Source organism: Mesorhizobium sp. ISC15, from assembly GCF_037162615.1.
GTDB classification, from domain to species: domain Bacteria; phylum Pseudomonadota; class Alphaproteobacteria; order Rhizobiales; family Rhizobiaceae; genus Mesorhizobium; species Mesorhizobium mediterraneum.
Genome location: NZ_JAVSPX010000001.1, coordinates 325,660 through 345,947, shown reverse-complemented (window position 1 = coordinate 345,947; position 20,288 = coordinate 325,660). Strand labels below are relative to the sequence as shown.

The following is a 20,288-nucleotide window of genomic DNA, read 5'->3' as shown; positions in this document are numbered from 1 at the left end:
ATGAATTGGTCCAAATCAATCCTGTTTGCCTCGGCGGCCGCGCTGGCCCTGAGCGCCGCTGCCGCGCAGGCCGAAAACATGCCGAAGCGCATCGGCTACGTCACCAACTACGCCACCCATGAGTGGTATCAGAATGTCATCAAGGGCATGCAGTCTCGCGCCAAGGAACTCGGCATCGAGCTCGAGGTGCAGGACGCCAATCTCGACATCGCCAAGCAGGTTTCTGCCGCGGAAGACTTCATGGCCAAGGGCGTCGACGTGCTGATTGTCACGCCTGTCAACGAAGAGGGCGTCGTGCCGCTGCTGCGCCAGGCGAAATCCAATGACGTCCCCGTCGTTCTGGAAGGCAATCCGGTCAAGGGCATGACGACCATGGTCGCGATCTGCGACTATGATACCGGCTACACGGCTGGCGTCGAAGCCGGCAAATACGCCAAGGAAAAGCTCGGCGGCAAAGCCCAGGTGATGAATGTCGGCCTGCCGCTCCTGTCTGCCACCGTCCTGCGTTCGCAAGGCTTCATGGACGGCCTGAAGACCATCATCCCTGACGCGGTCATGGTCCACGATCTCGATGGCGGCGGCAATCCTGACCGCGCGCTCGAAGTGTCTTCGGCGGCACTTGCCAAGAACGCCGACATCAACATCATCTATGGCATCAACGATTCCTCGTCGCTGGGCGGCCTGCAGGCCTGGAAAGCGGCCGGCAAGTCGCAGGATAATTTGTTGACGGTCGGCACGGGCGGCGAGGGCCTTGCCTTCATCAATGCGATACAGAACGAGCCGTCCTACCGCATCGAAGCCGCGATGTTCCCGGAAAAGGAAGGCTACACCGCCATCGATGCCGCAGTGAAGCTGTTCAACGGCGAAGAGGTGCCCGAGCACATCGTCAGCCCGACCGCGCCGATGAACGGCGACGATTGGAAGAAGTACTACGATTACGACGGCACTGTCCGGACGATCAAATGGGATGCCGTCAACGCGCTTCAGCCGCCGGAAAAGTGCATGAAAACCTCCGCCGACCTGAAGAAGTAGGATCCCAAAATCGCCCTTCCCGCTCGGCGGGAAGGGCAGCGGATCGGATGGCGACGGCAAAACAGGTCAACCGCCCGGTTTAGGCAGGTTTCCAAATGGCGACGGCACCCCGATGCCGCCCCGGAAATGAAATGGAAATGAGCGAGCTTACGCAATCTTCCGCGCCAAGGCGTTTCATCGGCGGCCAGTTGCTGGGCAGCAGCCAGCTCGTGCTGGGGATTATTCTGGCCGTGCTCTGCATCGCCATCTCGATCGCGGCGCCACAGTTCTATTCCGAGGCCAATATCATCGCCATCCTGCGCCAATGCGCGCTGGTGCTGATCGTCGCCTCGGGCATGACCATGCTGATCATCACCGCTGAGGTCGATCTCTCGGTCGGGGCGTCGCTCGCCTTCGTCGGCTGTATCGGCATGGCGGTGCTCAACTCGACGCACAGCCTCGTGCTCGGCCTGCTGGCAGCGCTCGCCTTTGCCGGCGGGGTCGGCCTGTTCAACGGGCTGGTCGTCACCAGGCTCAAGGTGAACTCGCTGATCGCCACCATCGGCACGATGATGATGCTGCAGGGCGGCGTCTATCTGTTCACCCGCGAGGCGGTGCAGAACCATCACCGGCTGGTCAGCTTCACCGATCTCGGAGCCGGCTATATCGGCGCGATACCGCTGCCCGTCGTCATAGCGGTGGGTATCTTCGCCATCGCGGCCGTGACGCTGCGCTTCACCACGCTTGGCCGTTACCTCTATGCGGTCGGTGCCAATGAGCGTGCGGTTCGCCTTTCCGGTGTACGCTCGCAACGCCTGAAATTGTTCGCCTTCGTCGTCACCGGCCTGTGCGTCGGGGTTGCCGGCATGATCCTGTCGTCGCTGATGAATGCGGGCCAGCCGACCGCCGGACGCGGCTTCGAGCTGACGGTGATCGCCGCTGTCATCCTCGGCGGCACCAGCCTGCTCGGCGGGCACGGATCGCTGTTCGGCACGCTGCTCGGCGTTCTGGTGCTGAAGGTGATCGACAACGGCATCATCATCCTGGGCTGGAACCAGGACCTGCAGATGGTGGTGCCCGGCGTGGTCATCATTCTGGCAACCTATCTCGACATCATCCGGAACAGAGCCAATGTCCGTTGATTTCCTTCACCCCGGCGAAGGCGCGGCCGTCGACAAAAGCATGCCGGCGCTTGAGATGCGCGGCATCGATAAACGCTTTCCGGGTGTGGTGGCGCTGGACAATGTCGACCTCACCCTAGAGCCCGGCAAGATCCACGCCTTGATGGGTGAGAACGGCGCCGGCAAGTCGACGCTCATCAAGATCATGGCCGGGGTCTACGGCAAGGATGCCGGCACCATCCGCATGCACGGTCGCGAGCTAGACATCAAGTCGCCGCGCGACAGCCTGAAAGAGGGCATCAAGGTCGTGTTCCAGGAGATCGCGCTGATCTCCGAATTCACCGTGGCCGAGAACATCTTCCTCGAAGGTTATCCGACCGGCAAAGGCGGCTCGATCGACTGGAGGAAAATCCGCGCCGATTCCGCCGCGCTGTTCAACCGCATCGGCTTCAACGTCGATCCGGCGGCGCGGACGGGATCGCTGCCGGTCAGCCAGCAGCAGATGGTCGAGATCGCCCGCGCGCTCGCCCACGAAGCCCGCGTCGTGGTCATGGACGAGCCGACGTCCTCGCTGACGCCAAACGAGATTTCGCTGCTGTTCACCGTCATCCGCCGGCTGGCCGCGCTCGGCATCGCGGTGCTCTATGTCAGCCACAAGCTCGACGAGGTTTTCGAGATTGCCGACACCGTCACTGTTCTGCGCGACGGTCGGCACGTCTCGACCCGACCGATCGGCGAGCACACCAACGACACGCTGATCCAGGACATGATCGGCCGGCGCATCGAAAGCCTGTTTCCCCGCAAGCGCGGCGCGCCGGGCAGCAAGGTTGCCCTTTCCGTGCAAGGGCTCAGCACGGCGAAAAAGCTGAAGGACGTGTCCTTCGAGGCGCACGCCGGCGAAGTCCTCGGCTTCTTCGGCTTGATGGGAGCGGGCCGAACCGAGCTTGCCAAGGCGATTGTCGGCTTCGATCCGATCACCTCCGGCACGATTTCCGTCGACGGTCACCGCCTGCTGCCGCACGACACGCATACGGGTGTCCGGCTCGGCATCGGCCTGCTCACCGAAGACCGCAAGAGCGAAGGGCTGATGGGCGAATTGCCGGTTTACCAGAATGCCAGCCTCGCCTCGCTCGGCGCCTTCGCCCGTATGGGCTTCATCGACAAGGTCGGGGAACGCAAGGCGGTGCAGGACTATGTCGACCGCTTCCGCATCAAGACCCCCAGCCTGTTCCAGCAGATCAAGAATCTGTCCGGCGGCAATCAGCAGAAGGTGCTGATCTCGCGCTGGCTGATGCGGGGCCTGAAAGTGATCGTCGTCGACGAGCCGACCCGCGGTATCGATGTCGGCGCCAAGTCGGAGATCTTCGCGCTCATCGACCGGCTCGCCGGCGAAGGCCTGGCGGTCGTCATGATGACGTCGGAAATGCCTGAGCTGCTGGGCCTTTCCGACCGTGTCGCGGTGATGTGCGAAGGCCGGCTCACCGCGATCATGTCCCGCGACGACGCCACGCAGGAGAAAATCCTCAATGCAGCGATCGGATAAGACGATGACGCTTCGCGGCAGCATTCCCTGTCATCCGGCCGGCGCCTTCGAAGGGAGCAAGCGATGAGCCTGGCAAGCACTGACACCATGAAAGCCGGGCCGTCCATGCTGGCGCGACTCCTCGCGCGACAGGAACTGGCGCTGCTCCTCTGCCTCATCCTGGTGATCGCATTCTTTTCCTTCACGGCCGAGAATTTCTTCTCCGTGCGCAACATGACCAACGTGCTCGGGCAGGCGTCCCTCGCGCTGACCGCCGGCATCGGCTGCGCCATCGTCTTCATGTCAGGCGAGGTCGACATTTCGATCGGGTCGCTGCTGGCGACCATCGCGCTGCCGCTGATCATCATCATGAACGACACGAACTCCCTGCTGCTCGGCATCAGTGGCGCGCTGTTGTTCGGGCTGATCATCGGTGTGGTGAATGGCTATCTCACCGCCTATGCCGGGATCAACTCGCTGATCGTGACCCTGGGCACGATGTTCATCATGCGCGGTGGGGTGTATCTTTATACCGGCCAGCGGGCGATCCCCGACGATGCCGCTCTCGACAGTTTCATTGCACTGTCGGATGGCCGCCTGTTCAATGTCGTTCCCTATTCGGCGGTGATTGCGCTCGTCCTGCTTGCTGCCTTCGCCTACATGATGCGGCACCGGCCGTTCGGACGGCAGATCTATGCTGTCGGTGGCAATCCGGAAGTGGCGCGGCTCGCCGGCTATGACGTGCGCCGCGTCAAGTTCATCTGCTTCATCATCAGCGCGCTGCTGGCGACGGTTGCCGGGATCATCCTGGCGGCCCGCGTCGGCTCAGCGCAGCATACGGCCGGGCTGAATTTCGAGTTCCAGGTCGTTGCCGCCACCGTGCTCGGCGGGGTGAGCCTTGCCGGCGGCATCGGCAGCCTGACCGGCATGGCGCTGGGCGTGCTGATCCTGCAGTTCCTGTCCAACGGGCTGCGCGGGCTCGGCCTGCCGACCGAGTGGCAGCTGGTCATCACCGGCATGATCATCATCGCCGCAGTCGCCTTCGACGAAGCGAAGCGCCGGCGCATCATTGGAGGCTGACATGGATCGTCTCAAAGGGAAAACCGCAGTCATTACGGGTGCCGCCGACGGCATCGGCCATGCGATTGCCGAGGCGATGGCAAGGGAAGGCGCGCATGTTTTCCTGAGCGACATCGCCGACGAGAGGGGTGAACATTTCGCAGCGGAACTGCGCGCGGCCGGCCAAGATGCCGACTACGTGCATTGCGATGTGTCGAAAGAGGCCGACATCGCCAACGTCATTGCCACGGCCGTCGGCAAGACCGGCCATCTCGACGTCATGGTCAACAACGCTGCCATCGCCATCGGCGGCATGCCGGTCCACGAGATGACCGAAGAGCAATGGCACCGCCTGATCGCGGTCAATTTGACCAGCGTCTTTCGCGGCTGCAAATACGCGTTGCCGCACATGATCGCGCAGAAATCGGGCTCGATCATCAACATGGCCTCAGCGCAGGGGCATATCGGGCTCGACGGCTGGACCGCCTATGCCGGCGCCAAGGGCGCGGTGATGGCGATGACGCGCCAGATGGCGGTCGAGTTCGGCCCGCTCAACATCCGCTTCAACTCGATCTCGCCAGGCACCATCAACACGCCGATGAACGACAAGCTAATCAAGGAGATCGGCGGCAATCTCGCCAAGGCGTGGGTGAAGATGCATCCGCTCGGCCGCATCGGCGAGCCTTCCGAAGTGGCGGAAGCCGCCGTCTATCTCGCCTCCGATGCCGCCGGCTTCACCACTGGCACCGACCTGCGCGTCGATGGCGGGCTGACCGCCGCGCCACGCTATGTTCCCGATCTGCTTTGACACACGAAACGAGACATAAAATGAACAAGGCCCTCGAAGGCGTCCGCATCCTCGATTTCAGCCATCTGCTGCAAGGGCCGTTCGCCACGCAGCTGCTCGGCGACATGGGCGCCGACGTCATCAAGATCGAGCGCGCCGGCGCTGGCGACATGTTCCGCAGCATGACCTTCTTCGCCAAATGGGTCGGCGGTTCCGAGAGCCCGAACTTCCTCGCCTGGAACCGTAACAAGCGCTCCATCGCGCTCAATTTGAAGAGCCGCAAGGTGCACGCCATCGTCATGGACATGGCGAAGAAGGCCGACGTGGTGGTGCAGAATTTTCGCCCCGGCGTGCTGGCCAAGCTCGGCTACGGCTACGAGGACTTCAAGGCAATCAATCCCGGCATCATCTATTGCTCGGGCTCCGGCTATGGCGAGGAAGGCCCCTATGTCGAGCGTCCCGGCCAGGACATGCTGATCCAGGGGCTGTCCGGTCTGATCTCCAACACCGGCCGCGGCGATCAGGCTCCTGTTCCGGCGGGAGCTGGTCTCGCCGACCAGATCGGCGCGATGAACATGGTCTACGGCATATTGTCGGCGCTCTACTATCGCGAGAAAACCGGCAAGGGCCAGAAGATCGAGGTCAATCTGCTGGCCGGCCTGCTTGCACATCTCAACCAGGAATACGTCGCCGTGCTCAATCTCGGCGAGGATTTCGTGCGCCCGAATTCTGGTATAGGCCATCCCGGCATGCAGGCGCCATTCGGCATCTACGAAACGAAGGATGGCGGCTATTTGTCGATCGCCATGAGCCCGTTCAAGACGCTGTATCAGACGTTGGAGGCGCCGCAGCTTGCCGTCTACGACGATCTGAAGACGCTGTTCGACAAGCGCGACGAGGTGTTCGAGAAGGTCAATGCCGAGACCAGGAAGTTTGCGACGCAGGATCTGCTGGCGCGGCTGCTGGCAGTCGACATCTGGTGCGCCGAGGTGAAGGATATCCGCCGCGCGGCGGAGGATCCGCAGGTCAAGCACATGGGCATGATCACCAGCTATGATCATCCGCGCGGCGGTAAGGTGAAGGTGGTCGCGCCGGCCGTCAAGATGAGCGAGACGCCGGCAACCATCGAACGGCCAGCCCCGCTGGTCGGCCAGCATGGCCGCGAGATCCTGGCCGAGTTCGGCCTGTCGAAGGACGAGATCGCCGCCCTGGAAGCGTCCGGCGACATGACCGTGGACGCTGCCTGACGATGCCCGTCTATCAGACACTTACGGTCGAAATCTCGGGTCGCGTCGCGGTCGTCACTTTTCGGCGCGCCGACCAGCTCAACGCCATGAACCAGCTGATGCAAGGCGAGATCATCGATGTTTTCGAGGCGCTGTCCGGGGATGACGGTGTCGGTGCGATCGTTGTGACCGGCGAAGGACGCGGCTTCATGGCTGGCGCCGACATCAAGGAATACGCCGCCCAGACGGCTGCCGAGTTCGACGCCTTCCAGGCCGCCGGCACGCGCATGTATGCAGCGATCGAGAATAACCGCAAGCCGGTGATCGCCGCGGTCAATGGCTTCGCGCTGGGCGGCGGCATGGAGCTGGTGCTGTGCTGCGACATCGTGATCGCCAACCAGTTCGCGAAACTCGGCCTGCCGGAGATCAAACTCGGACTGATCCCCGGCGGCGGCGGCACACAGCGCAGCGTCCAAAAACTCGGCCGCAACCGCGCCAATCTCCTGCTGATGACCGGCGCCATCGTGCCGGCTTCCGAATTCATCGACGCTGGACTGGTCAACGAGGTCGTCGACGTCGAAAGGCTGATGCCGCGGGCGCTGGAACTCGCCGAGATGATCGCCGCCGAACCGGCTGCAGCGATCGAGGGACTGAAAGCGTTGACGGCGCATGCCGTATCGGGCGACTTGGCCGATGGCCTCGCCATGGAACGCGACATTCTGGGCGGGCTTTATCGCAGCGAGATCGGCCAGCAGCGAGTGAAGGCGTTCGCCGAGAAAAGCGCGGCGCGCGCGAAGGCTGCGCAATGATATCCCTGGTCAAGCCGAACCGGCCGCGCTTCACCGATGTCGAAGGGCTGGCTGCTTTGGTTGGAAGTGGCGACGTCATCGGCGTCGGCGGCCACCATTTCGCCCGGCTGCCGATCGCCTTGCTGCGCGCCATCGCCCGCTCGGATATCAAGGATTTGCGCTACGTGTGCTGGGCCGGTGGGCTGCCGCTCGAGTTGCTTCTCGAAGCGGATGCGGTAGCGGAAATCGACCTCTGCTTTTCCAGCCTGGACATTTTCGGCCTGCCGCCGCGGTTCCGCGCGGCTGCCGAGACGAATGCCGTGCCCGTTCGCGACTGGACGGCGCTGGCGATGATCCAGGCGTTGCGGGCGGCGCAACAGAACCTGCCGTCGATGCCGTTCCAGCTTCCGCAGGGCTCGGACATGCTCGCGCGTGTGCCGGGCGCGCTCGCCGCTCCCGATCCCGTTGCCGGGACCGAGACCGGGTTCATCCCGCCGCTGCGGCTCGATACGTTCGTCGTTCACGCTCAGCGGGCGGACGAGAGCGGTAATGTGCAGATCATCGGGCCAAGGGCGCTCGACTTCGCGATGGCGGGCGCGGCACGCCAGGTGCTGGTCACTGTCGAGGAAATCGTTCCGGTCGGGACGCTACGGCATGATGGCCGGCAGAGCATCCTCACCCGCAATCAGGTTTCGGCCATAGCGCTGGCGCCCGGCGGCGCTTATCCGGCCTCATGCCTGCCGTTCTATGTGACCGATTATCAAGCGTTGTCGGGGGCGTTCGCAGCCAGGGAAACACCTTTGGCGGACACTCTCCGCCTGCCTTCCGAAGGCGTGCCGGAGCCGGTTCAAGACGCTGCGCAGGTCCGCGCCGAAACGGTCATCGCGATGCCCGCGCTCGTGCACGGCGAAAAGAAAGCGTCCGTCGACGAGATCATCGCAGCCCGCATCGCCGCCGAACTCGACAATGAGAGCTTTGCCAGTGCCGGCGCGGTGTCGCCGCTGGCCAACGTGGCCTACCGGCTGGCAAAGGCGACGCACGCGCCGGACATGATCATCGCGACGATGAGTTGCGGCCACCTCGACATCGCGCCTAGCCCGATGATCCTGTCGCTGATCGAAAGCCTCGATTGTGAGACGGCAGTGGCGCATGCCGGTGGCGACGACACCTACTCGACCTACTATCAGGCCGGCGCGGTGACCCATGAGATCGTCGGCGCCGCGCAAGTCGATCGACGCGGTCGCGTCAACACTATCGCGCTGCGCAAGCGCGACGGCGGCCTCATCCGGCTGCCCGGGCAGGGCGGCATGGCCGATGTCGCCAACATGCATCGCGACTATTTGCTCTACGTTCCCCGCCATTCGGTGCAGTCGCTGGTGGACGACGTCGAGATCGCCAGTTCGGCGCGCGGCTTACTCACCCAGAATGAACGCGAGCCGATGGGCTATCGGACCGGCGAGGCGCTGGTGTTCACCGATCTCTGCGTCTTTCGGCTCGACCGGTCGAGCCGGGAATTGATCGTCATCGAAACCATGCCTGATATCACGCAGCAGCAGATCCGTGATGCCACTGGTTTTCCCGTGTCATTCGATGCCGACTGCCGGCAAATTTCGCTCCCCTCAAACGACACGCTTGATGTCCTGCGAAACAGGATCGATCCCCTCGGTCTGCGCCGCCTGGAATTCGTCAGCGCCAAGGAGCGGGGTGCGCTCATCGCCGAGATCCTCGCCGCCGACCGCATCATGGTCGAGCGTTGCATCGCCGCGCAGACCGCAGGAGGCTGAAGCTCCCATGGCAAAGCCGTTGCTTGAAATGGCCGCCGCCCGGGTCTTCTTCGACGGCATCTTCACCAGTCCGCGCGTCGCGCATCCGGAGGGCGTGGCCGTCCACCGCGACGGGTCGATCTGGTGCGGCACCGAAACCGGCGATCTCTTGCGGCTTTCCGCCGATGGTGGCTCGGTCGAGCGCATGGGTGGCACGGAAGGTTTTCTGCTCGGCATCGCTTTCGACAGCGCGGGAAACTGTTTCGCCTGCGATCTGAAGCATTCGGCGATCTTTCGCTGGAATGCCGGGACGGGTCTTATGGAACGCTTCGCCTCGGCCGGCATCCGCGTGCCGAACTATCCGATCGTCGACGAGACACGAGGTTGTCTCTACGTGTCGGACAGCGTAGGCGAAGACAATCGCTCCGGCATCTTCCGCTACGACCTCAAGAGGGGCGACGGCGGCCTGTGGTGCCGCGAAACCATGGCCTTTGCCAATGGAATGGCGATGGCACCGGACGGCAGCGGGCTTTATGTCGTGGAAAGCAATGCGGCGCGCATCAGCTATGTGTCGATCCTGGCTGACGGCGCGGCAGGGGCCTGGCGTGTCGTCGTCGAAGGCGTCGACAATGTCCCGGACGGAGTGGCTTTTGCGCCCGACGGCTCGCTTTTCATTTCATGTTACGAGCCAAGCCGGATCTATCGCTGGCGAAAGGATAGAGGCCTCGAAGTGCTGATCGAGGATCCGGCTGCGACGACACTCACCCACCCCACCAACATCGCGTTCAAGGGCGATAAACTCTACACGGCCAATTTGGGTCGCTGGCATATTACCGAGATCGACCTGGCCACAATTCCAAACTAGCGCCACGCGTGGTCGATCAGTGTCGAGTCGCCCTATGGCCGATGGCTTGACGATACAAGCTCGGCCTTGCGCCGTGACGTCTCCAGCCCGATGGCGATGAAGCGGCGTGCATGCCGGGCCAGCTCCATATTGTCGGCCCACAGATTGCGCCAGATGGCGGTCTTCTTCGACAGGTTCTCGTCAACGATTTCCGACGAGAAGGATTCGAAGCTGAGATCATCGCCATAGCCGATTGCGGTCAGCGCATCGAAGATCGCGGCAAAGTCGATGTTGCCGGTGCCGAGGAAGCCGCGATGGCTCTCGCCGATATGGACATAGCCGATCTTCTTCGCGGCGTGGCGGATGGCCAGTCCGACATCGGCCTCCTCAATATTCATGTGGAAGGTGTCGAGATGCAGGAAGATATTGTCGGAGCCGGTGTCCTCGATGAAGGCCAACCCTTGCGCCGCGGTGTTGAGCAGGTTGCTCTCGAAGCGATTGACGATCTCGAGGTTGAGCGTGACGCTGGCGGCCTTGGCGGTCTCCGCGACCTTGGCGAGCGTTCCGGCGCTGCGGTTCCATTGATCGCGCGTCGGCGCCTGCGTCTGCAATCCATGGCCGGTGCTGAGGATGCCGGCGACCTTCTGACCGCCCAGATCGCGGGTGAGCGAAATGGTATCATTGAGGATTTCGACGCCGCGCGCGGCAATCGTCTTGTCGGCGCTCGAAATGTCGCCGTCGGCCGGCAGTCCGATGCTGATCGCCACGCCGAGATCGAGGTCGGCGATGCGCTTGGCCAGCCCGCCAATGTCGACATTGGCAGGGTCGAGATAGGAGAATTCGATCAGGTCGAAGCCGGCCTCTTTGGTGTTGGCCAGCGTCCGTTCGAGGTCGCCTTGCGCCGAGCTTGCCGACCAGACGAAAGAATGGATTCCAATGCGCGACATAATCGTCTCCGGTTGCGCGGGAGCATCGGACCCAAAAGTGGAAACCGGTTTTGGGAGAATCCGATGCTCAAACAAAAAAACGGTGCGGCCGGTCATCCCGGCCGCACCAGCCTTGGGAGGCTTAGCGGGCTGCGGTCCAGCCCTTGTAGTCCTTCAGGTTCTCGGCTGTGATCAGCTGCGGGTCGAGCAGCACCGTCGCCTCGGCCGGTTTTTGGCCGGCGAGCACTTCAGCCGCCATCTGCAGCGACTGGCCAGCCATCACATAGGGGTCCTGCGAAGCCGAAGCCTTGATCATCGATGTGCCGGACGACAGCTCCTTCTCGATGTCGGGCGCACCGTCGACCGCGGTGAAGATGAACTCCGAGCGGTTGAGCTGCTTGGCCGCGAGTTGGGCGCCGATCGCCGTCGGATCGTTGATGGCGAACACCGCGTCGATCTTGTCGAAGCGGGTCAGCAGCGACTGGAACACCTTCAGGCCGCCGTCGCGCGAGCCTTCGGCATTCTGGTCGTCGGAGAGGATCTTGATATCCGGGTGCTTCGCGAGAACGTCCTTGCAGCCCTTGACCCGCTCCAGGATCGACGACGATGCCGGGCCATTCAGGATGACATAGTCGCCCTTGCCGCCGGTATGGTCGACCAGATACTGGCAGGCCGCTTCGCCGGCCTTGACGTTGTTGGTCATCACGGTGACGTCGGCGCCCGGCGCCGAAACGTCGAACGCGGCAACCACGATGCCCGCCGCCTGCGCCTTCTTGACCGCCGGTGCGATCGCCTTGGCATCGACGGCGTTGAGCATGATCACGTCGACGCCGGCAGCGATGAACGAGTCGACCTGAGAGACCTGCTTGTTGAGGTCGTAGTCGGCCGACACCGACGTCACCTCGACATTCGGGTTGATCTTCTTGGCCGCGTCTTCGATGCCCTTGATGGTGGCGACGAAGAACGGGTTGCCGAGCAGGCCGACCGAGATGCCGACCTTGTTCAAATCCTTGGCCGAAGCCGGTGCGATGGCGACGGCCGCGAGGGCAACGCCGCAGAGCAGTTTAGCGATGGTCTTCATTCTTTCCTCCTGATGCCCCGCGCCTCTCACGGTGCGTTACATGAAACCGGGTCGTTGACGCCGGCGACTAAGGTCAATCACGTTCTTGCTCCTGCCTGGAGCCTGTAGCGGTCGAGGGCGACCGCCACGATGATGACCAATCCCTTGATGATGTACTGCCAGATGTCCGAAACACCGGCCAATATGAGCCCGTTGGAGAGCACCGCGATGATCAGGCCGCCGATCAGCGTGCCCCAGATCGAGCCGACGCCGCCGACGAAGCTGGTGCCGCCGAGAATGACCGCGGCGATGGCGTCGAGTTCGTAGGACTGCCCAAGCTGCAGCCCGTTGGCGGCGTAGAGCCGGGCCGCCGACATGGCGCCGCCAAGGCCGGCCAGAAGGCCGGAAACGCCATAGACGAAGAGCAGCACCAGCGGCACCTTGATGCCGGTGAGACGGGCGGCCTCGGCATTGCCGCCGACGGCATAGATCCAGGTGCCGAGCACGGTGCGTTTGAGCACCAGCCACGACAGCACCACGACCGACAGAGCGATGATGACCAGCCAGGGGATGCCGAACAGCGAACCGTTGCCGATGAAGTCGAACGGCAGGTCCGAGTTGAACACCGTGGTGTCCTGGCCGAGCAGGCGGGCGACACCGCGCACAGCTGTGAGGGAACCCAGCGTGACGATGAAGGGCGGCAGCTTGATGTAGGCGACGAGCAGCCCGTTGATGATGCCGAAGCCGAGGCCGACCAGAATGGCCGCCGGCACGCCGAGCATGCCCCATTCCGGCACCAGCGACACCATCACCGCCACCATCGCGGAGGCGGCAAGGATGGCGCCGACGGATAAATCGATGCCGCCGGTCAGGATGACGAAGGTCATGCCGGCCGCAAGCACGATGTTGATCGACGACTGCTGGGTGACGATCAACAGGTTGGTCTCGGTCAGGAAGCGCGGGTTCATGAACTGGAAGCCGGCCGCCAAAAGGATCAGGACCGGCAGCATGCCAAGCGCGGCGAAGGCGGTGCGCAGCCGCCGGTTCTTGCCGACAGCCTGGTCGCCCGCGCTTATCTCGGTTGCCTTGTCGGTCATCGCTTGGCCGCCCCCGTTGCAAGTTCCATGATTGCTTCCTGACTGAGCGGCTGGCCTTCGGATGCCGTCACCTCGCCTGCTATGGTGCCGTCGCGCATCACCAGCACGCGGTCGGCGACGCCGATCACCTCCGGCAGTTCGCTGGAGATCATCAGGATGGCGATGCCCTTCTTGGCGAGATCGTCGATCAGCCGGTAGATTTCCGACTTCGCCCCGACATCGACGCCGCGGGTCGGCTCGTCGAGGATGAGGACCCGCGGCTCGGTTTCGAGCAGGCGGGCGAGCAGCACCTTCTGCTGGTTGCCACCCGACAGCGAGCCGGCATTGGCCTGCACCGACCTGGTCCGGATGGAGAGGTCGGAAACGGCCTTGGCGGCGCGCCTTTCGGCCGTCGCAAAGTCGCGCAAGCCTCCAACCTGCGCGTCTCTTGCGAGCACGCCCATGCTGATATTGTCGGAAATCGACATGTCGAGGAACAGGCCGAGTTCCTTGCGGTCTTCGGTGAGATAGGCAATGCCGGCATCCAGCGCCTCGCGCGGCGAGCCGATGGCTATCGGCTTGCCGTCGAGTTCCAGCGTGCCTGATGTGTGCCTATCGGCGCCGAAGATCAGCCGTGCGAGCTCGGTGCGGCCCGAGCCGACCAGGCCCGCCAGCGCCAGCACTTCGCCCTTGTGCAGGTCGAAGGAGCAGTTCTTCAAAAGATTGCCGTCCGACATACCCTGCACCGATAGCGCGATCGCGCGCTTGCTGTCCGGCGGGCGGTGATCCTTCTTGTAGAAGGCGGACAGGTCACGGCCGACCATCATCGAGACGAGACGCGAGGCGTTCAGATCGGCGCGCTCGAGCGTGCCGACATAGCCGCTGTCGCGCAGCACGCTGACGCGGTCGGCAAGCTGGTAGACCTCTTCCATGCGGTGGCTGATGTAGATGATGGCGATGCCTTGCGACTTCAGCGTTGCAATGACCTCGAATAGCCTGTCTGTCTCGCGCGAGGTCAGCGACGTCGTCGGCTCGTCCATGACGATGATGCGCGCGCTGGTCGACAGCGCGCGGGCGATCTCGACCATCTGGCGCTCGCCGAGCGACAGGCTGGAGACAAGGGCGCGCGCCGAGAAGGAGACGCCGAGCCGCGCGATGATCTCGTTGGCGCGCCGGTTGCACTGGTCGCGGTCGACGATGCCGAACCGTCTCGGCTCGTTGCCGAGGAAGATGTTCTGCGCGACCGTCAGGTTGGGCGCCAGCGACAGCTCCTGATAGATGACGGCAATGCCGTTGGCGCGCGCCTTGATCGGGTCGCCGGTGGCGACCGGTATGCCGTCGATCAGGATGTCGCCGCCGGTATCGGGCCGGTAGGCGCCGGACAGCACCTTCATCAGCGTCGACTTGCCGGCGCCGTTTTCGCCCATCAGCGCGTGCAGTTCGCCGGCGTGGACGGTCAGCGACACATCCTGTAAGGCGCGGATCGGACCGAACGTCTTCGAGATATGCCGCATCTCCAGCACCGGCTGGCTCACTGTTTCGATCCGGGCCGCGGCGGTCATCGTGCACCTCCCGCTGCAGCATCAGCGACGCCTCGGTCGGTGGCGAGACTACGCCAGCTGTCGCGATAGCCGGCAAGCCCGGCGAAGCTTGAAGCACGGACAGGCTCCGGCGCCTCGGCGGCGAACTCGCGTCCAACACTCTCGAACGCAAGAGCCGCCGCTCCGGTGGCGCTGCCCTCCAGCGTGGCGCCCTGCATGAAGGCCTGGCCGGGACGCAGCTGCGCCAGCAGGCTGGCGAGCAGGCCACCACTGTTCAGCCCGCCATCGACGATCACGGTGTTGTTCGAATGGATCAGGTCGAGACACAGATCGACCATTAGCGCGACATAGAGCAGCGCCACGGCCGCGCGCTCCTCCGCGTTGGGTGCGCGCCCGACCAGTTCGCCGGGATGGCCAGGCATCGGCCCACCTGGCGCGAAGCTGGGCAGCGCCATGATGCCGGCGTCGATCACCTGCTGTAGCGTGGAGCGGTCGATTGCGCCTTGCCAGCCGGCGCTGATCGTCGCGAATTCACGCCCGCCCATGAAGCGGATGGTGGGCACCGGGCCACCATCGACATCGACATTGACCAGCATGTCGCGGTCGCGATCGAGCGCGTCGAGTGGGCAGTCCGGGTTGAGCACGATGACCCAGGTGCCGGTCGAGACGACAGTGACCGGGCCAAGCTCCTGCCGGCGATAGGCATACAGTGCCGCATTGCTGTCATGGACACCGTTGTGGATGGCGATCGGCCACGCCGCCTCGCCGAAGCGCTGCTCGCCGATGACCGCGCCGGCACGCTCGAAGTCGGGCATCTGGCCGCGCCATCCCTCTGCGTCGACCAGCGAGGAGAAATCGCGCTTGCGCGGCGCCCACAGATGCGAGTGACAGCCCAGATACGACACTTCCGAGACCGCCCGGCCGCCAAAGCGCCAGCTCCAGTACTGCGGATAGCCGAGGATCGACTTTGCCGCAGCGAACGCGCCGGGCTGCACTGCCTTCAGCCACAGCATGTGGCGGCCATAGTTGAAGCCGAGCGGCAGATGCGGCGAGAAGGTCTCGGCAAAATCCGGAATGCGGCGATCGATCTGCGCGGCAATCTCAGCCGGCGGTTCCTGCTCGTAGTCGAGGATCGGATGCGTCAGCGCCGCATCGTCAACCAACGCAAAGGTGCAGCCATGGCCCGAAACCATCAAGCCCTCTATGCCATGATTGTCGACCGCGTCGTCGACGGCGCGAGCCGCCCAATCGTGAAGCGCTGTCTCGTCGAGCACGCTGAAGCCGCCTTTGCGCGTCCAGCTCGGCTGGGTCCGGCGCTCGTCGAGAATCTGCCCGTCCTGGCCGAAGACGAATAGCTTCGAGTTGGTCTTGCCGAAGTCGAGGACAGCCACCTTCATTGGATGGCTCCCGAGGCAGAGGCGATCCGCACCATGACGCCGGCGTCTTCCAGCATGCGCGCGTCAGCGTCGGACAGGCCGTCATCGGTGACCAGAGTGCCGATGCGGGACAAAGGCAGCGCGACGTTGCGCGCGTGGATCGACAGTTTGCGGCTGTCGGCCAGCACCACGATCTGGTCGGCGCATAGGCTGAGTTCGACGATGGAGCGGACCAGCAGCGGATGCGATTCCAGCAGGCCCTCCTGGCCGATGCCTTGCGCGCCAAGAAAAAACTTCGACGCATAGAACGGCACGGCCTGAGTGAGCGAATGGATGATGCCCGGCTCGCGATGAAGCTCACCCCCGGCAACGGTCAGGCTGCAATGGCCGTGGTCGCTCAGATAGGCCACGAGCGGCATCGAGTTGGTATAGAGCCGGATGTTGCGGTCGGCGAGCTTGGCCCCGAGATGGAAACAGGTCGAACCGCCATGCACGATGACGGCGTCGCCATCGCGCACCATGGTCGCGGCGAGAGCGGCGATCTGCCGCTTGGCCTCGACCGCGAGATCGCGGTTCTCGTCATAGGGCCTGGCATAGGCGACGCCCGCCTGCGAGGCGCCATCGAGCGCCGAGATGCCGCCGTAGACCTTCCGTGCTTCACCGGCCTCATCGATCTTGTCGATGTCGCGCCGCACCGTCGCAGCCGACACGCCGAGCCGCTCCTGCAGCTCGCGCACCGAGGCGAAGGGGCGATCCCGCAACAACTCGACGATCTGACGCTGGCGGCCGGAGTCGCTCAACGGATACCCTCCCGAAATGCCATTTTGCCACGGCAATTGGTGCAACTTACTCAAGGTGTATCAGATTGCAAGCTCGATTTGACGAGATAAGATCACTATTGACGTAACTTACTCGCATCTGCGATACCAGCGTCAACATCCAAAGCCGTGGCCACGCGGCCGGTTTGTGGAGGAATTTCGATGGCAAACTATGCGGATGCGCAGGAATTGGCTGCTTTGCGGTCGCTTTCGGCCAGCATCGGGCGCGACCCGCATTTGACCCAGGCCGCCGGCGGCAACACTTCGCTGAAGGCCGGCGACACACTCTGGATCAAGGCTTCCGGTACCTGGTTGAAGAATGCGCTCGCCGAGGACATCATGGTGCCCGTGGCGATCGCGCCGCTGCTTAAGGCTGTCGAACAGCGCGACCCGGCCGCCGATCAGCCTCAGGCGTTCGCCATCGAGGCGCTCAATGCCCGCAAGCTGCGTCCCTCGATCGAGACCACAGTTCATGCGCTGATGCCGCAGCGCGTCGTTCTGCATGTCCACTGCGTCGAAACCATTTCGCTTGCCGTGCAGGCCGACTGCGAGGCTCAAATCGCCAAGCGCCTGGATGGCATCGAATGGGCGTATGTTCCTTATCGCCGGCCGGGCCTGCCGCTTGCCCAGGGCATTGCCGAGCGCCTTCGGCCTGGGGTCGATGTGCTGATCCTTGCCAATCACGGCCTGGTCGTCGCAGCCGAGACCGTCGCTGGAGCCGAGGCGCTGCTGCGTCGCGTCACAGGACTTCTGGCGCGGCCGCCGCGCGAGGTGCCGGAGCCCAACGTTGTTGCATTGACGGCGCTCATCGGACGCACCGGTTACAGGTTGTCTGCGGATGCCGAAGCACATGCCGTCGCGATCGATCCTGAAAGCTGCCGCATGGCCTCAGGGGGCAGCCTCTATCCCGATCACGTCATCTTTCTCGGCCAGGGTTCGGTCGTGGCTAGACCCGGCGAGGATGTGAAGCGTGTCACCGAACGGTGCGGCACGGCACCCGCGGCAATCCTGTTTCCCGGGCTTGGCGTGCTGATGCGCGGCGACGCCAGTGCCGGCGCCGATGCCATGCAACGCTGCCTCGCCGACGTGACGGCGCGGGTCGACGTCGCGGCGAAGCTGAACTATCTGACCGCCGCGGAGAATGATGAACTGATCAACTGGGACGCCGAGCAGTATCGCCAGAAACTCAATGCCGCCGGCGGCTGACATGGCGCGTTCAATCGACCAGCTTTCGATCGGCATCGATATCGGCACATCAGGTGCGCGCGCCGTCGCTATGCGGCCGGACTTTTCGATAGCCGCGCGTTCCGCCGTTCCACTCGACAGATTTGGCCAGGATGCCCGCGACCCCTCGGTGTGGTGGTCAGCGGTCGGCGCGGCGCTGACGGAACTGCTTTCAGGCATCGATCGCGCGGCGGTCCGGTCGATTGCCGTCGACGGCACTTCGGGCACGTTGCTGCCGGTCGACGGCGCCGGGCGGCCGCTGGTCGAGCCGCTGATGTACAACGACAAAGTCGACGACGACGCGATCCTCGCCGTGATCGCGCGCGAGGCGCCGGCAACGAGCGCAGCACTTGGGCCAACGTCCGGTCTCGCCAAGGCGCTGTCGTTCCAGCGCCTGCCCGGCGTCGCCGCGGTGCTGCATCAGGCCGACTGGATCGCGGGGCAGTTCTCCGGCCGCTTCGATATCAGCGACGAGAACAATGCCCTGAAAACCGGCTACGACGTCGAGGGCCGCCGCTGGCCGGACTGGATCGCGGCAACCGGCATGCGCATGGAATTCCTTCCCGATGTCGTCAAACCGGGCGATGTGGTCGGAACGCTCACCGCGAGCGCTGCGGACCTGTTCGGCCTGGAGCGTGACGTCGCCGTGGTCGCCGGGACGACGGACGGCTGCGCGTCGTTCCTGGCGACGGGCGCTGCGGCAGTTGGCGACGGCGTCACCGCGCTGGGGTCCTCGCTGACCATCAAGATACTCTCCGACCGGCCGATCTCGGCGCCGCAGTTCGGCATCTATAGTCACCGGTTGGGAGATGCCTATCTGGCGGGTGGTGCGTCGAATTCGGGGGGCAAGGTGCTGGCGCAGCATTTTCCCCTCGCGCGCATCATCGAGCTGAGTGCGGCGATCGACCCCACGACGGAGACCGGCCTCAACTATTATCCGCTTCCGGCGGTCGGCGAACGCTTTCCGATCGCCGATCCTGCTCTGCCGCCACGCCTGACGCCGCGGCCTGCGGACGACGCCGACTATCTGAAAGCGATGTTGGAGGGCATTGCCGGGATCGAGGCGCTCGGCTATCGCCGGCTTGCCGAGCTCGGCGCCCCGCGACTGACGTCGGTCAGAAGCGTCGGCGGCGGTGCGGCAAATCCTGCCTGGACCGCGATCCGGCAGCGCAAGCTGGGCGTCGGTTTCTTGCTGGCGCTTTCGGACGAGGCGGCTGCCGGCACGGCGCGGCTGGCGCTGGTGGGCGCAATCGAAGCGGGGCTTTTGTGAGCACGAAAACAATTGAGCATCTAGACGGCATCGGCGCGCTGGTTGAGCGCTATCAGGTGTTCCTGCTCGATCAGTTCGGCGTGCTGCACGATGGCACCAATCCTTATCCGGGCGCCGTGGAGGCATTGTCGGCGCTGAAGCGCGCAGGCAAGACGATTGTGCTGGTCTCGAACTCGGGCAGGCGGGCACTGCCCAACGAGGCCCGCTTGCTGAAGCTCGGCTTCGAACCAGGAAGCTGGGATCAATTTGTCTCTTCCGGCGAGATCGCGTGGCGGTCGTTTCATGAAATGGCGGCATCTGGAAAGCTGCGTCCAAACACCAAGTGCTTGCTGATCAGCAGGGAAGGCGACCGCTCGGCGATTGAAGGTCTGTCTTTCGCGTTGACCAGCGACGGCGACGATGCCGAGCTGGTGCTGATCGCCGCCAGCGAGGGCGATCGCTACGATCTCGAGCATTATCGCAGACTTTTTGAACCGGCAGCAATGCGGCAGGTGCCGTGCTTCTGCACCAACCCCGACAAGATCATGCTGACGGCAGTAGGCCCCCGCTTTGGCGCCGGCCAGCTTGCGGACCTCTACGAGAGCCTCGGCGGCAGCGTCACCCGCATTGGCAAGCCCTACGCGCCGATCTTCGATGCCGCGCTGGCGCTGGCGGGCAACCCGGACCGAAGCACCGTGGTCTGTGTCGGCGACAGCGTCGAACACGATATCGCCGGTGGAATTGGCGCCGGCGTGGCGACTGCGCTGGTCTTATCAGGAATACTGGCGGACACCCCTGACCTGGCCGACCTTTTCGATGGGCTGAACGCATACCCGGATTACACGACAGATCTTTTCAAGTTTGCGGATTGAGCTCGGCGATCTCCCAAGGTTGAGC

General features: G+C 64.0%; 18 protein-coding genes. 12 read left to right on the top strand and 6 right to left on the bottom strand.

Annotation, left to right across the window (positions count from 1 at the left end; all coding sequences use genetic code 11):
- The 9 genes from RPG13_RS01725 to RPG13_RS01685 all read left to right on the top strand — a co-directional run bounded on the left by RPG13_RS01725 (position 1) and on the right by RPG13_RS01685 (position 10,142).
- Positions 1-1,032, top strand: coding sequence for a sugar ABC transporter substrate-binding protein (locus tag RPG13_RS01725; RefSeq protein WP_126104796.1), 1,032 nt, complete (start codon positions 1-3; stop codon positions 1,030-1,032).
- 137 nt (positions 1,033-1,169) lie between these two features.
- Positions 1,170-2,153 carry an ABC transporter permease gene (locus RPG13_RS01720; protein WP_337124296.1) on the top strand — a complete coding sequence of 328 codons (984 nt, stop codon included), beginning with the start codon at positions 1,170-1,172 and terminating at the stop codon, positions 2,151-2,153.
- A complete protein-coding gene (locus RPG13_RS01715; RefSeq protein ID WP_337124295.1) occupies positions 2,143-3,675 on the top strand; it encodes a sugar ABC transporter ATP-binding protein in 1,533 nt (510 codons plus the stop codon). Before RPG13_RS01720 ends, RPG13_RS01715 begins: the two co-directional genes overlap by 11 nt.
- Before the next feature lie 63 nt (positions 3,676-3,738).
- Positions 3,739-4,734 (top strand): ABC transporter permease, encoded by a 996-nt coding sequence (locus RPG13_RS01710; protein ID WP_337124294.1) that lies wholly within the window; start codon positions 3,739-3,741, stop codon positions 4,732-4,734.
- Position 4,735: 1 nt separating this feature from the next.
- Positions 4,736-5,521 carry an SDR family NAD(P)-dependent oxidoreductase gene (locus RPG13_RS01705; RefSeq protein ID WP_292223994.1) on the top strand — a complete coding sequence of 262 codons (786 nt, stop codon included), beginning with the start codon at positions 4,736-4,738 and terminating at the stop codon, positions 5,519-5,521.
- Positions 5,522-5,541: 20 nt separating this feature from the next.
- Positions 5,542-6,747, top strand: coding sequence for a CaiB/BaiF CoA transferase family protein (locus RPG13_RS01700; RefSeq protein WP_128285998.1), 1,206 nt, complete (start codon positions 5,542-5,544; stop codon positions 6,745-6,747).
- Between the two features lie 2 nt (positions 6,748-6,749).
- Positions 6,750-7,535 carry an enoyl-CoA hydratase/isomerase family protein gene (locus tag RPG13_RS01695; protein WP_128285997.1) on the top strand — a complete coding sequence of 262 codons (786 nt, stop codon included), beginning with the start codon at positions 6,750-6,752 and terminating at the stop codon, positions 7,533-7,535.
- Complete coding sequence (locus RPG13_RS01690; protein WP_337124293.1) at positions 7,532-9,298, top strand: CoA-transferase; 1,767 nt, start codon at positions 7,532-7,534, stop codon at positions 9,296-9,298. The genes RPG13_RS01695 and RPG13_RS01690 overlap by 4 nt, the downstream gene beginning before the upstream one ends.
- Before the next feature lie 7 nt (positions 9,299-9,305).
- Positions 9,306-10,142, top strand: a complete 837-nt coding sequence (locus tag RPG13_RS01685) for an SMP-30/gluconolactonase/LRE family protein (protein WP_292506382.1) — start codon at positions 9,306-9,308, stop codon at positions 10,140-10,142.
- Positions 10,143-10,174: 32 nt separating this feature from the next.
- Here RPG13_RS01685 and RPG13_RS01680 read toward each other — a convergent pair whose 3' ends face one another.
- From RPG13_RS01680 to RPG13_RS01655, 6 genes are all read right to left on the bottom strand, one after another.
- Entirely contained in the window at positions 10,175-11,068 is an 894-nt protein-coding gene (locus RPG13_RS01680; protein WP_337124292.1) for a sugar phosphate isomerase/epimerase family protein, read from the bottom strand.
- 121 nt (positions 11,069-11,189) lie between these two features.
- Positions 11,190-12,128, bottom strand: a complete 939-nt coding sequence (locus RPG13_RS01675) for an ABC transporter substrate-binding protein (RefSeq protein WP_292506380.1) — start codon at positions 12,126-12,128, stop codon at positions 11,190-11,192.
- A gap of 77 nt (positions 12,129-12,205) precedes the next feature.
- On the bottom strand, positions 12,206-13,204 hold the full coding sequence (locus RPG13_RS01670) for an ABC transporter permease subunit (protein WP_337124291.1): 999 nt from the start codon (positions 13,202-13,204) through the stop codon (positions 12,206-12,208).
- Positions 13,201-14,745, bottom strand: coding sequence for a sugar ABC transporter ATP-binding protein (locus RPG13_RS01665; protein WP_127292838.1), 1,545 nt, complete (start codon positions 14,743-14,745; stop codon positions 13,201-13,203). The genes RPG13_RS01670 and RPG13_RS01665 overlap by 4 nt, the downstream gene beginning before the upstream one ends.
- Positions 14,742-16,121 carry an FGGY-family carbohydrate kinase gene (locus RPG13_RS01660; protein WP_337124290.1) on the bottom strand — a complete coding sequence of 460 codons (1,380 nt, stop codon included), beginning with the start codon at positions 16,119-16,121 and terminating at the stop codon, positions 14,742-14,744. The genes RPG13_RS01665 and RPG13_RS01660 overlap by 4 nt, the downstream gene beginning before the upstream one ends.
- Positions 16,118-16,900, bottom strand: coding sequence for a DeoR/GlpR family DNA-binding transcription regulator (locus RPG13_RS01655; protein WP_127292832.1), 783 nt, complete (start codon positions 16,898-16,900; stop codon positions 16,118-16,120). The genes RPG13_RS01660 and RPG13_RS01655 overlap by 4 nt, the downstream gene beginning before the upstream one ends.
- A 180-nt stretch (positions 16,901-17,080) precedes the next feature.
- Between RPG13_RS01655 and RPG13_RS01650 the strand changes: the two genes are divergently transcribed.
- Genes RPG13_RS01650 through RPG13_RS01640 form a run of 3 tightly spaced genes read left to right on the top strand, consistent with a single transcriptional unit; the run spans position 17,081 to position 20,263 of the window.
- Positions 17,081-18,124: a class II aldolase/adducin family protein gene (locus RPG13_RS01650; protein WP_292224018.1), complete on the top strand. Its 1,044-nt coding sequence runs from the start codon at positions 17,081-17,083 to the stop codon at positions 18,122-18,124.
- A 1-nt stretch (position 18,125) separates the two neighbouring features.
- Positions 18,126-19,412, top strand: coding sequence for an FGGY-family carbohydrate kinase (locus RPG13_RS01645; RefSeq protein ID WP_337124289.1), 1,287 nt, complete (start codon positions 18,126-18,128; stop codon positions 19,410-19,412).
- On the top strand, positions 19,409-20,263 hold the full coding sequence (locus RPG13_RS01640) for a TIGR01459 family HAD-type hydrolase (protein ID WP_337124288.1): 855 nt from the start codon (positions 19,409-19,411) through the stop codon (positions 20,261-20,263). The genes RPG13_RS01645 and RPG13_RS01640 overlap by 4 nt, the downstream gene beginning before the upstream one ends.
- The last annotated feature ends 25 nt before the right edge of the window (positions 20,264-20,288 follow it).

Coding starts and splice junctions, on each gene's coding strand:
- RPG13_RS01725 (WP_126104796.1), top strand. CDS start 1: ATGAATTGGTCCAAATCAATCCTGTTTGCCTCGGCGGCCGCGCTGGCC.
- RPG13_RS01720 (WP_337124296.1), top strand. CDS start 1,170: ATGAGCGAGCTTACGCAATCTTCCGCGCCAAGGCGTTTCATCGGCGGC.
- RPG13_RS01715 (WP_337124295.1), top strand. CDS start 2,143: ATGTCCGTTGATTTCCTTCACCCCGGCGAAGGCGCGGCCGTCGACAAA.
- RPG13_RS01710 (WP_337124294.1), top strand. CDS start 3,739: ATGAGCCTGGCAAGCACTGACACCATGAAAGCCGGGCCGTCCATGCTG.
- RPG13_RS01705 (WP_292223994.1), top strand. CDS start 4,736: ATGGATCGTCTCAAAGGGAAAACCGCAGTCATTACGGGTGCCGCCGAC.
- RPG13_RS01700 (WP_128285998.1), top strand. CDS start 5,542: ATGAACAAGGCCCTCGAAGGCGTCCGCATCCTCGATTTCAGCCATCTG.
- RPG13_RS01695 (WP_128285997.1), top strand. CDS start 6,750: ATGCCCGTCTATCAGACACTTACGGTCGAAATCTCGGGTCGCGTCGCG.
- RPG13_RS01690 (WP_337124293.1), top strand. CDS start 7,532: ATGATATCCCTGGTCAAGCCGAACCGGCCGCGCTTCACCGATGTCGAA.
- RPG13_RS01685 (WP_292506382.1), top strand. CDS start 9,306: ATGGCAAAGCCGTTGCTTGAAATGGCCGCCGCCCGGGTCTTCTTCGAC.
- RPG13_RS01680 (WP_337124292.1), bottom strand. CDS start 11,068: ATGTCGCGCATTGGAATCCATTCTTTCGTCTGGTCGGCAAGCTCGGCG.
- RPG13_RS01675 (WP_292506380.1), bottom strand. CDS start 12,128: ATGAAGACCATCGCTAAACTGCTCTGCGGCGTTGCCCTCGCGGCCGTC.
- RPG13_RS01670 (WP_337124291.1), bottom strand. CDS start 13,204: ATGACCGACAAGGCAACCGAGATAAGCGCGGGCGACCAGGCTGTCGGC.
- RPG13_RS01665 (WP_127292838.1), bottom strand. CDS start 14,745: ATGACCGCCGCGGCCCGGATCGAAACAGTGAGCCAGCCGGTGCTGGAG.
- RPG13_RS01660 (WP_337124290.1), bottom strand. CDS start 16,121: ATGAAGGTGGCTGTCCTCGACTTCGGCAAGACCAACTCGAAGCTATTC.
- RPG13_RS01650 (WP_292224018.1), top strand. CDS start 17,081: ATGGCAAACTATGCGGATGCGCAGGAATTGGCTGCTTTGCGGTCGCTT.
- RPG13_RS01645 (WP_337124289.1), top strand. CDS start 18,126: ATGGCGCGTTCAATCGACCAGCTTTCGATCGGCATCGATATCGGCACA.